This window comes from Alterinioella sp., from assembly GCF_058343375.1.
This window is the reverse complement of the sequence record NZ_JBTUJH010000096.1, coordinates 1-12,460: the sequence shown is the minus strand read 5'-3', so window position 1 is coordinate 12,460 and position 12,460 is coordinate 1. Positions and strand designations below refer to the sequence as shown.

Annotated in this window: 9 protein-coding genes; 7 read left to right on the top strand and 2 right to left on the bottom strand. The window is 57.8% G+C overall.

Features of this window, described 5'->3' with window-relative positions; all coding sequences use genetic code 11:
* Positions 1–2,562 (bottom strand): DUF4214 domain-containing protein (locus tag ACW8PS_RS13650; RefSeq protein WP_491528038.1); only part of this gene is annotated, 2,562 nt, incomplete at its 3' end.
* 135 nt (positions 2,563–2,697) lie between these two features.
* Between ACW8PS_RS13650 and galE the strand changes: the two genes are divergently transcribed.
* From galE to ACW8PS_RS13615, 7 genes are all read left to right on the top strand, one after another.
* A complete protein-coding gene (gene galE / locus ACW8PS_RS13645) occupies positions 2,698–3,723 on the top strand; it encodes a UDP-glucose 4-epimerase GalE (RefSeq protein WP_491528037.1) in 1,026 nt (341 codons plus the stop codon).
* A gap of 87 nt (positions 3,724–3,810) precedes the next feature.
* Positions 3,811–5,211, top strand: a complete 1,401-nt coding sequence (locus tag ACW8PS_RS13640) for a phosphohexomutase domain-containing protein (protein WP_491528036.1) — start codon at positions 3,811–3,813, stop codon at positions 5,209–5,211.
* An 87-nt stretch (positions 5,212–5,298) separates the two neighbouring features.
* Positions 5,299–6,312: a GDP-mannose 4,6-dehydratase gene (gmd, locus tag ACW8PS_RS13635; RefSeq protein ID WP_491528035.1), complete on the top strand. Its 1,014-nt coding sequence runs from the start codon at positions 5,299–5,301 to the stop codon at positions 6,310–6,312.
* A gap of 15 nt (positions 6,313–6,327) precedes the next feature.
* Entirely contained in the window at positions 6,328–8,859 is a 2,532-nt protein-coding gene (locus ACW8PS_RS13630) for a glycosyltransferase (protein ID WP_491528034.1), read from the top strand.
* Between the two features lie 82 nt (positions 8,860–8,941).
* Positions 8,942–9,772, top strand: a complete 831-nt coding sequence (locus ACW8PS_RS13625) for a class I SAM-dependent methyltransferase (RefSeq protein ID WP_491528033.1) — start codon at positions 8,942–8,944, stop codon at positions 9,770–9,772.
* A 74-nt stretch (positions 9,773–9,846) separates the two neighbouring features.
* Positions 9,847–10,785, top strand: a complete 939-nt coding sequence (locus tag ACW8PS_RS13620; protein ID WP_491528031.1) for a sulfotransferase family 2 domain-containing protein — start codon at positions 9,847–9,849, stop codon at positions 10,783–10,785.
* A 13-nt stretch (positions 10,786–10,798) separates the two neighbouring features.
* Positions 10,799–12,211, top strand: a complete 1,413-nt coding sequence (locus ACW8PS_RS13615; protein WP_491528030.1) for a mannose-1-phosphate guanylyltransferase/mannose-6-phosphate isomerase — start codon at positions 10,799–10,801, stop codon at positions 12,209–12,211.
* Positions 12,212–12,349: 138 nt separating this feature from the next.
* Here the strand turns inward: ACW8PS_RS13615 and ACW8PS_RS13610 are convergent.
* Positions 12,350–12,460, bottom strand: a 111-nt coding sequence (locus ACW8PS_RS13610) for an integrase core domain-containing protein (RefSeq protein WP_491526311.1), incomplete at its 5' end; no start/stop codon positions are given.

The following is a 12,460-nucleotide window of genomic DNA, read 5'->3' as shown; positions in this document are numbered from 1 at the left end:
ATAGCCTGAGTTTGCGATCTCGACGGTATCCCAGGCCTCCATATCGGCAATTGTTTGCGTGCCGCCATCGTTGGTGTCAAAGACGAAGAAATCAGCGCCGATGCCGCCAAAGAGGATATTATCTCCGGATCCGCCACTCAGCCGATCACCGCCCTGGCTGCGCATCCATGTCTCCAACGGATCGGCGCTGTTGATGCGGAACTCAAGGCTCTGGGCAAAGCCGCGCACGACCTGTTCGCGGGTCAGGGCCCCATTGTCGAGTTGACCCACCCAGCTCGACAGCCCGCCCGCATCCGGGGCGCGGTTCAGCACGTTGTTATACAGCAGGGTGACGAATTCCGCGTTGGTGGTGGCACCATAGGTGGATTGGAACTCGGTCGAGTTGACGAAGCCCGAAATCACCGAGAGGTAATCGGTGCCGCCCGCCAGCGCCTCGGTCCAGTTGTCGAAGCCGCCTGGATCGGGAGCGCGGTCCAGCGTCGCCTGATAGAGCCGATAGACATCGTCGGACCAGCCGGCCTGATAGCCGGCGCGGCTGAAATTCAGGGCCTCTGCCTCGGTATTGGTGCGGAATTCCTGGCTTTCGGAGAACCCCGTGACCACTTCGGCGCGGGTCAGGGCCCCGCTGTCGAGCTGCCCGACCCAACCCGCCAGCCCGCCCGCATCCGGGGCGCGATTCAGCACGTTGTTATACAGCAGGGTGACGAATTCGGTGTTGGTGGTGGCACCATAGGTGGTCTGAAACTCGGACGAATTGACAAAACCATTGGCGACCTGTTGCAGGGTCATTGCGTTGCTCAGCAGCTGTGCGGTCCAATCGCTATGCCCGGCGGCATCCGGCGCGCGGTCCAGCGTCGCCTGATAAAGCCGGTAAACCTGCGCCGCGACCGGATCAAAGCTGCTGTCGACGGCCTCGCCATGCAGGAAATCATTGCCCCCGCCGCCATCCAACGTATCAGCACCGTCACCGCCAAATAAACTGTCAGATCCACCCCGCCCCAGAAGTGTATTCGCCGCGCCATCGCCAGTGAGCGTATCGGCACCGTTGCTGCCGATAAAGCTGGTCATGGCCGTGGTCGATCCCACCGGAACGCGGGACAGGTTGATCAGGCCCGGGTGCAGGATCTGCGCTTCGGTCAGCGGCAGGCCATCGAAAGAATGAATCCGCAGCTCTTCATTGCTGAAAAGCAAGCGGGCACCATCACTGGTCTGTTCAAATATGATCTGCCCGATATTGCGCAGCATGGCCCAGGCCGACAGGTCGATGCTGTCCTCGGCCGGGTTGAAATCCATGATCCGATCATAGTCTCCATCGGCGCTGAGGACAAAGATGTCGCGCCCACCGCCGCCCTCCAGGCGATCACGCCCGGCCCCATCCATGATGATGTCATCGCCGCCGCGCCCGCGTAGAAAATCATCGCCTGCCCCGCCTGACAGAATTTCGCCTCGCCCGGTGCCGGGCATCAGATCATTGCCCGATGTGCCAATGAGAGTGTCCCCGAGGGGGCCGGGATCGAAGGCGAGTTGGGTAATGCCGGGCTCTGTTTCACTACCAACAAAAATCTGGATCAGCCCATCTTGCGCAATTGCGGCCACCGAGGAGACATTGTCGAGGGTCATGTCAAAATTATCGGTCAGCGTGGCCATGTGCAGTAAGGTGCCGCCGGGCAGGAGCGCAAAGACCGATACCCCATCATCCGCGCCGCCCACCACGACAAAGACCTGATCGCCAAGGCTGACCACATCAAGGCTGACCACCGATTGGAACCGGGTGTTCAGATCATCCAGCACCTGATCGGTGGCGCTAAGACCGCCATTGTCATCAAGGCGCAGAACGCTGAGCGATGAGCTGCCCTGCGCAACCACGATGACATATATTTCGCCCTGCAGGCTGATTTGTTCCAGTGCGCTGATTCCGGCCACGCCAAGCCCCTGCGCCGCCCCGATCGTGCTGCGCTGGCTGAGGCTGCCATCATTATTGACCATATAGCTGGTCACTTGGGTGCCATCGTCTGACACTGCCAGAAGGTAGTTTCCGGATCCGGCCTCGACCGCCAGCAACCGGGAGGCCCCGCCAGGCAGGGCGGCGGCGTTCAGGGCCTGCACCTGCCCGTTGGCATCCTGGCGAAACGACATCACCGCGCCGGAATCGGCGGTGGCATAAAGATAGGTGCCGCCCGCGGTTTGGGTCTGCACTATGGTATTGGCCTCGCCCCCGGTGGCGGCCAGGCCCATGGTGGAACCGCTCGACAGCGTCCCGTTGGCATTGATGCGGTAGGTTGTCGGGTCGGGATTGGTCGGGCCCATGGCAACGGCATGCAGGACGCCGCCAATATCGATCAGCTCCAGCGCGGTTGTGTCATCGCCGAGGCTTTGCTGATCCACGCGGGTCGCGGATCCGGAAGCGGCGACATTGAAAACAGAGATGCTATCGCCTGACCGGCTGGTGGCATAAAGCATCGCGTCGCCTTGCGCATTCCATCCGACATCCAGATCGGTCACATTTGTGGTCACGCCTGTGGCAGAGTCCGACAGCGTCGTAACGTAAGAAAACTGAACCACCCCCGGCCCCTTTCGCGACACGCCCCCACGTGTAGGATCAGGGATGACGGATGAAGCAGGAGGCATCTTCACGGTTTTGTGGCAGGGGTTTGGCGTTTAAGAAGATTTGTGCAGATCGGGTGGGAAGACAAAGCAATGACTGAGACGGTTCTTTTGACCGGTGGGGCCGGATATATTGGCTCGCACACTTATGTGGCGTTGGTTCAAGCCGGGCATTCGGTTCTGATTTTAGACGATTTTTCCAATTCCAGCCCGAATGTGCCGGACCGGCTGGCAGAGATCACAGACGCGCCCGTGCGCTCTATTCGCGGCAGTGTTCTGGACCGGGGTCTGTTGGACCGGATCTTTTCCGAAACCAAAATTGATGCGGTTATCCATTTTGCGGCGCGCAAGGCCGTCGGCGAAAGCATGGTCCGCCCGCTGGATTATTTTGAGACCAATATCGGCGGGCTGACAGCTGTGTTGCAAGCGATGGAGGCCGCAGGCTGTCACCGATTGGTCTTTTCCTCCTCGGCCACCGTCTACGGCATCCCTGATGAGACGCCCACGCCCGAGACCGCGCCGCGCCGCGCGATGAACCCCTATGGCTGGACCAAGATCACCGGCGAGGAGATGCTGGAACAGCTTGCCGCATCAGATCCGGCCTGGGCCTTTGGTATCCTGCGCTACTTCAACCCGGCAGGCGCACATGAAAGCGGGCTGATCGGTGAGGATCCCTCGGACACGCCCAACAACCTGATGCCCTATATTGCAAAAGTGGCGGCGGGAGAGATGTCGACCCTGCAGGTCTTTGGCGATGATTACCCGACCCCGGATGGCACCGGGGTGCGCGACTATATCCATGTTGAGGATCTGGCCCACGGGCATGTCCTGTCCCTGCAACATCTGCTGGAAACCGGCCAGGGCCATTTGGTCAATCTGGGCACCGGGCAGGGCTATTCGGTGCTGGAGATGCTGGCCGCCTACGCGGCAGCCTCGGGACGCGCCTTGCCGCATGAGATTGTTGCGCGGCGCCCGGGCGATGTGCCGATCTATTGCGCCCGGGTCGAGCGTGCGGCGGAAATTCTGGGGTTCCGGACCCGGAAAACCCTGGCGGATATGTGCCGCAGCAGTTGGCAATGGACGTCAAATCAGACAAAGAGCGGGACAATCGGCCCATAGACAGCCCGGCCGCAAGGCTTGCGCGGTCCGCTCGGCAGGGATGCCACAGGGCGGATCGGGTCAAAGGAAGTAAGAAGGATATCCGAATTGCCCCCCAAATTTGGCACAAGCGGGTTGCGCGGCCTTGTCGTGGAGATGACACCCGCGTTGATCGCGGACCATGTTTCGGCGTTTCTGGCCGCCTTTCCCGAGATTAGGGATCTCTATGTCGGGCGTGACTTGCGACCGTCCTCACCGATGATTGCCGAAACGGTTGCAGCGGCGGCACTGGGTGTCGGCGTGAATGTGGTCGATTGCGGGGCCCTGCCGACACCTGCGTTGGCGCTGGCCTCGATGGCGGCGGGCGGTGGGGCCATCATGGTCACCGGCAGCCATATCCCCGCCGATCGCAACGGGTTGAAATTCTATACGCCGCGTGGCGAGATATCGAAACCCGATGAGGCCGCCATTCTGGCGCATCTGGGCAGGGGCACAGCGAAAGGGCCGGGGACTGCCGCCAAGCGTAGCGACCCGGATGCCGGGGCCCGTTTCGTTGCGCGTTATGTGTCGGCTTTCGGGCCCGCGGCGTTGAAGGGCTTGCGGATCGGAAACTACGCTCACAGCTCGGTCGGCCGCGATCTGCTGGCGGAAACCCTGACAGCGCTTGGTGCCGATGTGGTGGAACTGGCCCGATCGGAAACGTTCATTCCCGTCGATACCGAGGCGGTTGATGCAGACACCCGCGCCCAGGTCAGGGCCTGGGTGGCAGAAGATCGGCTGGATGGCGTGGTCTCCACCGATGGCGATGCGGACCGACCGATGCTGGCCGATGAAACCGGCACGATCATTCCGGGCGACCTTTTGGGACAGATCACTTCGGTTGCGATGGGAGCTGAGGTGGTGGTGACGCCGGTTTCCTCCAATTCGGGTGCCGAGGCCGGCGGGCGGTTTGCGCGTGTCATCCGCACCAAGATCGGATCCCCTCATGTCATTGCCGGGATGGAAACGGCGGGCGGCAAGGTTGCAGGCTATGAGGCCAATGGCGGCTATCTTCTGGGCTTCACCGCGCAAGGCCCGGCAGGTCCTATCGCGCCGCTCTGGACACGGGACTGTTTTCTGCCGCTGATTGTGCCATTGATGCAGGCGCAAGGCAGCAGCCTGAGCGCGCTGGCAGCGGCAGAGCCCGGCGGCGTGACCCGCACCGAACGCTTGACCGAGATCCCAACTGAGATGTCGGCGATCTTGACCGGTGCCTTGCGGGATACCCCTGAAGCGCGCGTCGAATTTGTCGGCCATTTGGGTGAGACCCTGTCTGCGACCGATCTGGCCGACGGGGTGCGGATGACAACCGCAACGGGCAGCGTTGTGCATATCAGGCCGTCGGGCAATGCTCCGGAATTACGGCTCTATGTCGAGGCGGTCACAGCGGCCGAGGCCGCAGCGCTTCTGGATGGCGGCCTGGCAATCCTTCGCCGGAAGATCGACCAAATCAGAGGGGCCGCAAAATAACAGATTGCGACCCCAAGAACCCCTAGACTATCAGATGATCCAACACATGCGCGTGCAGGCTGAAGAAGTTTTTGAAGGAAGATGATCATGAAAAAAGCATTTGTTACCGGCATTACCGGTCAGGACGGTGCCTACCTTGCCAAGCTGCTGTTGGAAAAAGGCTATGAGGTCCATGGCGGGGTGCGCCGGACCTCGCAGTCCGAAACCGTTCGGTTGGAAAAAGTGGGTGCCCTGAAAGACGTGCAGCTGCATGAATTTGATCTCAGTGAGATGAACAATATCTTCCGCCTGATCCGTGACAATCCGGTCGATGAGTTTTATAATCTGGCCGCGCTAAGCTTTGTCGGATCGTCCTGGGATCAACCGATCTATGCGGCTGATGTGAACGGTGTGGGGGTTGTGCGTATTCTTGACACCTTGCGCACGCTGGCCCCTGAAACCCGCTTTTATCAGGCCTCCACGTCCGAGATGTTCGGCCTGGTGCAGGCGGTTCCGCAGTCCGAAGAAACTCCGTTTTACCCGCGTTCACCTTACGGGGTGGCCAAGGTTTATGGCCATTACATCACCACCAATTACCGAGAGAGCTTTGGCATGCATGCCTCCTCGGGGATTCTCTTCAATCACGAAAGCCCGTTGCGTGGCAAGGAATTCGTGACCCGCAAGATCACGATGGCGCTGGCCAAAATTGCGCGGGGCGGAACCGACCCCGTGGCGCTTGGCAATATGGATGCGCAGCGCGATTGGGGATTTGCCGGCGATTATGTCGAAGGCATGTGGCGAATGCTGCAACAAGATGAGGGCGACAATTACGTGCTGGCCACCGGCGTCACCACCACGATCCGGGATTTTGTAACCGTTGCCGCCGAAGCGCTTGGAATGGATCTGGCCTGGGAGGGCGAAGGCGTGAATGAAACCGCGACCGACCGAAAAACCGGCAAGCGCGTTGTCGAGATAAACGAAAAGTTCTTCCGTCCGGCGGAGGTTGATCTGCTGATCGGCGACCCAAGCAAAGCGGAACAAAAACTGGGCTGGAAGGCCACGGTTCAGATTCGCGAGCTGGCGGAAATGATGGCAAAATCCGATTATGATGAACTTTCCTGAGGTATGAGGCCGAAGATGTTCAAAGGTTACCAACAACTGAAGTCGACGGTGCGCGGGGCCTTGGCACCTCATGCGCACCGCCTGCACTTAACCGGCCCCTACCGCGGCAATATCGATGGCTATACTGGCAATGAACTGCATGGTTGGGTAGCACATAGTGGCTCCAATGAGGGTGCCATCACCGTCGGACTGTTCGTTGCGGAAGGCCTGATGGAAACGACAGTGGCTAACATCTTTCGGGCCGATGTCCGTGATGCAGGTATCGGTGACGGGCAGTGCGGGTTTTCCTTTCCCATCGGTCAGGCCATCCTGACCGCAGCAGAAAAAAGCGGGGGTATGGTCTTTGTCCGTGTTCTGGATGGCAGCGATCACGAGATCGGCTCCTATGATCTGCCCTCTGCGTCGTCGGGAGGGCTAGAGGAAAACTCCCCTCACATGGACCAATGCCGCAAATTGCTGTTTGGTGATCTGGAGCTGCTGAACAAGATATTGAAAACCGCGCCCGAAAAAGTGTCTATGGATGACCGTGCTGACCTAGTCCGCCAGAAGACTTTCTTTTCAACCGAGACCGTCCTGCCGGCCGGTGCGGTTGATGATGGCGGTTTGAGCAAACTGCCCGCCTATCTGGAATACACCAAATTTCGCACCCGCAAGGAACGCGATTTTGACACGGACGGAAATCCCGATGACCGGGATCATTTCCTGAACTGGTATCTCACCACCTATGCGGTTGTGCGCAACGGGTTGCGGGTTCCGCTGACCCGCGACCTGATCGCGTATCTCAATGAACCTGTCGTGATGGGGGGGCAGAAATACAGCCTGAGCCGGGTCATGTGGTGGCGGCTTGTCCGTAATAAGAAACGGCTGGAAACCTTCGACCTGTCCGATCATGAATTTTTCACCAATACTGTCTATTGGTGGGCTGCAAACGAGGCCAAGGCCCTGTTTTGCGAAGATTGCCTGGTTCCCACCCGTTATGTGGACCTGCTGCGCGCGGTCCATGTAAGCCATAAGGATGAGGCCTTTCCGCTTTCTACCTTTATGGATCATTTCCTCCGCGAAAATCCACAGTTCCACTTCCTCAATGGGATGCGGGCCGAGGATAGACAGATCTTTACCCTGTGTCTGGTGATGATGGGGATCCGCCGGCCGGATCTGCTGCGCTATATCCCAAACCGGTCTTTGGTGAAGCTTTTCGACAAACCCGAAGGCCGCCCGTCGATCTTTGAAAGCTTTTACCAGTCGCTGGCACTGACCAAAACCGCGCCTTCGATCAATTTTGACCGCTTTGCCGCTGCCTTGCGCGATCAGGGTTATGATCTTTACAGCCACAACTTCCTGTCCGTGACCGAAGACGGTCACCGGCTGGAAGCCGCGACTCTGCCGCGTGTCACCAGTAAGGAGACAGTCGACGTCCAGTTAATCGGCCCTTTTGAAAAAGCCTCCGGGTTGGGGCAGGCCACGCGTCTGTCTGCGGGCATTCTTGAACAGACCGGGCTGAAGATGAATTGCGTCAATTTCGGCCTCGACAACCCCGCACCCGAAGGCTTCAGCAAGGTTGGCACCCTCGCTGATTATATGGATGCCAAGGTGAACCTCATCCACCTGAACGCAGAATCCATCCCGCTGGCCTTTGCCTATGGGCCGGATGTGTTCTCAAACTCTTACAATATCGGCTATTTCTACTGGGAATTGAATAGCCCTGCCTTGTGTCATTATCTCGGAATGGGGCTTTTGGATGAGATCTGGGTCTCGACCGAATACGGGGTCAATATCTACCAGCCGGACACCGACAAACCGGTCACCAATGTGGGCATGTGCTATGAAGATCTGGACGAGATCGACCATACTGCGGCGCGCGCCTTCATCAATCAGCGGTTCCGCCTTGCGGGCGACGAGTTCCTGTTCCTAGTGGCCTTCGATTCCTATTCCTTTATCCAGCGCAAGAACCCGATCGGTGTCTTGCAGGCCTTCCAGAAGGCCTTCGAGGGTGTCGAGGATGTCCGCCTGATCATCAAGACCCAAAACAGGGACAATGTGTCCGACCCAGTGCAGGCGCGGATGTGGAGCCGGATCGATGCAATACTAGCCCGCGACGCGCGTATCATGGTGATGAATGAAACCCTGACCTATGAAGCACTTTTACAGCTCAAGGCTGCCTCGGATTGCTACATCTCGTTGCATAAGTCGGAGGGGTGGGGCTTTGGCATGATCGAGGCGATGAACCTAAAGGTTCCGGTCGTCTGCACCGCTTATTCCGGGAACATGGAATTCTGTTCCGAGGACACCGCTTGGCTAGTTGATTACGAGGAAGCGACGCTCGGCCCGGATGACTACATTTTTGTACGCAAAGGGCAGAAATGGGCCGAACCGGATGTGGCGGATGCAGCCGCCAAGCTGCACACGGTCTATTCAGATCCCGCCGCGCGCATTGCCAAGGCCGAAGCTGCGTTCCGGAATGTCCGCGCGAACTTCTCAGCCAAGGCGATTTCGAAGCGCTACACCGCGCGGATAAATGAAATACTGAAAACCATCGAACAGATTTGAAAGACCATTCATGCAGTTTGGTAACGCACAAAAAATACAGCGCGCATTGTTTTGTTATTATTGCGAATTCGACGCAGAGGGTTTGATCGCGGCCTTTCATGTCCCCGACCAGCAGCCGGAAGAGGGCATCATCAAGAACTTCCTGTCTGCGAAAATTCGACCATCGGTGTTCCCATCGCTTCTGGAGGCACGGGCCGGGTCCGTCGAAGCCAAGCCCCATCCAGGCAATTGGCATGCCGATATCGCCGAATGGGCCTCGGCGCTCTATGCTGTGAGCCATGCTAGGGATACGTTCCGCATCGTTGAACTGGGCTGTGGCTGGGGCTGCTGGCTGATCAATACCGGCGTGGCCGCCCGCGCGCGCGGGCTGAAGGTGGATCTGGTTGGAATCGAAGGCGATGCCAACCACCTTCGGAACGCCGAACAGGCCCTGACACTGAACGGCTTTACCAGCGGCGAATTCACCCTCTGCCACGGAATTGCCGCCCCACATCCGGGCAAGGCGATCTTTCCTAGGCCCGAAGCAGGCAGTGCTGCATGGGGGGGCGAGGCGATCTTCTTTCCTGATGACAAGACGCTTGCCGCCGCCAAACAGGACCAAAATGTGCAGATCCTTGATTGTCACCCGCTAGATTCTCTCAGCAAGGGCGCGATTATAGATCTTCTGCATATCGACATTCAGGGCGCAGAAGTCGATTTTGTAGAGGGCAATTTTACGTGTATGCAAAGCCATGTGCGCCGGGTTCTGATAGGCACTCACAGCCGCACGATTGAAGGGCAGTTGGAAAAGATCTTCCTTGATGCGGGCTGGCAGATGGAAATGGACCGCCCCGCAATCGCGCCTCTGCAAAACGGACGGCCGGTCATTGCCATAGACGGGGTTCAGATGTGGGCTAACCCGGAGTTAATCTGACAGGATAATTTTTAAGAACTGCGCGCGTTGGGGGTATCCGCCTCTCAACGTTGGTGTTGGAAAGGAACAAACAAATGGCCCATCAAGGCGTCAGTAGGGCAATCATCGACGATGCGTATCGAATGCTTCTGGGCCGCCCTTCGCATGCAGTAGCAGATTTGCATTTCGAAGATATAGGCGCTCTCATTTCTACCCTTTTGAGATCAGAAGAATTTAAGGCATCATTGCAGTCGCGCAAAAATGCGCTGGTTTGGCCTGAAGCTCAGTATTTTTTCTCCCGTGACAAGAAGATAGTATATTGTCCAATTGGTAAGAACGCCTGTACATTCTTCAAGCAGGCCATGGTAAAGTTAGCGGAGCATCAGTATCAGGAATTTATCCTTCACAACGTTCATATGCTGACGGATCACGTCAGTACCGGGATGCAACTTTCTGATTACGATATGGACGATGTCGAAACGGTTCTTTCAGATCCGAATCATTTTAAATTCGCGATCCTGCGCGATCCTGCACAGCGCCTGTTGAGCGCTTATATCGAAAAATTTGTAAAGAACCGACAAGCGCATGAGAATATCATCTATCATACCTCTCCGGTGATCCGCGATGTGCAGGCGAAGGAAGGGCTGGGAACCCCCGACTACTTCCTCGGAATATCCTTCCGTAGCCTTGTTGAATACATCGTGCAGCAACCAGAAGAAAACCTCGATCCACATTGGCGTCCACAATATCTTTATATTGGCAATTACGAGTGGTCGAACCTCTATACTTTCGATATGTTACCGCAAGCCGTTGCGGATCTGGAACGGATGTCCGGAATGAATCTTAGTGCGCCACCGGTCAACAAATCTGGTAGCGGGATCGGAATCCCTCATTCTGGTGCTGATCAACTTCTGCCCTGCGAGCTAGATAAGCTTCCTATGATCGCCAAGGAGTCGTTTCTCACGCCAGAAATCAGCACACTGTTGAATGATTACTACGCAAAAGATTACGATATAATTCAAAATATTAGCTGAGGGCACATATAATATGATCACCCCCATTCTCCTCTGTGGCGGCGCGGGCACGCGCCTTTGGCCCCTATCCCGCAAAAGTTTCCCCAAGCAATTTACCGACATCATTGGCAACGAAAGTCTGTTTCAGGCTTCGGCGTTGCGCTTTTCAGGGCCTGGTTTTGCAGACCCCATTCTGGTGACTGGCAATGATTTCCGCTTTATCGTCTCGGAACAGTTGGAAGAAATCGGCGTGCCTGCTGCGGGCATCCTGATCGAGCCGGACGGGCGCAACACTGCGCCCGCGGCGATTGCGGCCGCCCTTTTCGTCGCCCGCGAGAATCCAGATGCGCTGATCCTGCTGGTGCCGTCGGATCACGCTGTCGACAATCCACAGGCCTTCCGCGACGCGGTGGCGCTGGCCGAACCCGCCGCCGCCGCGGGCCAGATCGTGACCTTTGGCATTGCACCTGCACGGGCCGAAACCGGTTATGGCTGGCTGGAGACCGGCATGGCCACACATGAGGGCGTGCATACCCTGGCCCGGTTCATCGAAAAACCCGATGCGGCGCGCGCCGAAAAACTATTCGCCGATAAGCGGTATTTGTGGAATGCGGGCGTGTTCCTGGCCTCGGCCTCGGCCCTGATCGCGGCCTTCCGCACCCATGCCCCTGATATCTACACCGCCGTTGAAGCCGCCCTTGAGGCCGGCGTTAGTGATCTTGGTTTCACCCGAATTGATCCGAACCTCTGGGCCAAGGTGCGCGAGGAATCGATTGATTATGCGGTGATGGAAAAGGCGGACAATGTCAGCGTGGTAAGATTTGAAGGGCATTGGACGGATCTGGGCAGTTGGGAATCCGTCTGGCAGGAATCCGATAAGGATGATGCAGGCAATGCGCTGTCCGAGAATGCCACTGCCTTCAACTGCGAAGGCACACTTTTGCGCTCTGAGAACAGCGGCATTGAGTTGGTCGGGATCGGCCTGAAGAACGTGGTCGCCATAGCGATGAATGACGCGGTGATGGTCGCAGATCTGTCCGACAGCCAGAACGTCAAGAAAGTGGTAAAAGCGCTCAAAGAAAGAGGTGCCAAACAGGCGGTGCAACTGCCCGTAGATTACCGCCCCTGGGGCTGGTATGAGACGCTGATTTCGGCTGATCGGTTCCAGGTCAAGCGCATCCATGTGCATCCCGGTGCCGCCCTGTCGCTGCAAAGCCATGTGCATCGCTCGGAGCATTGGATCGTTGTGGCAGGCACTGCGAAGGTCACCGTGGATGATGAGGTCAAGTTGCTGACCGAAAACCAATCGGTCTATATTCCACTTGGGGCTGTGCATCGCATGGAAAACCCCGGCAAGGTGCCGATGGTGTTGATCGAGGTGCAAACCGGCAGCTATCTGGGGGAGGATGACATTGTGCGCTATGAGGATATCTACGCGCGCGCCTGAGTGGCGATCTGAAAGCACGCAAAGCTGGTGAGAGTTGCTATGAGGTGGCTCGGGGAAATTGAACGTTTGAGTATCCACTCCTAGGTTCCAACCCCCCGTCTTCCAGACGGGTGATCCTGCCCCCGTTTCACCGGACACCTAAGCGGTTTCGGTTTGGGCCCTTCGGAACTCGCGGGGCGAGCGCCATTTGAGGGCCGAGTGCGGGTGGTTTTCGTTATAGTCTTCGATCCAGCCTCCGATCAACTTGAG

What these genes read in the sequence shown, in the direction of transcription:
- galE (WP_491528037.1), top strand. Translation starts at nt 2,698, where the DNA reads ATGACTGAGACGGTTCTTTTGACCGGTGGGGCCGGATATATTGGCTCG.
- gmd (WP_491528035.1), top strand. Translation starts at nt 5,299, where the DNA reads ATGAAAAAAGCATTTGTTACCGGCATTACCGGTCAGGACGGTGCCTAC.
- ACW8PS_RS13630 (WP_491528034.1), top strand. Translation starts at nt 6,328, where the DNA reads ATGTTCAAAGGTTACCAACAACTGAAGTCGACGGTGCGCGGGGCCTTG.
- ACW8PS_RS13620 (WP_491528031.1), top strand. Translation starts at nt 9,847, where the DNA reads ATGGCCCATCAAGGCGTCAGTAGGGCAATCATCGACGATGCGTATCGA.
- ACW8PS_RS13615 (WP_491528030.1), top strand. Translation starts at nt 10,799, where the DNA reads ATGATCACCCCCATTCTCCTCTGTGGCGGCGCGGGCACGCGCCTTTGG.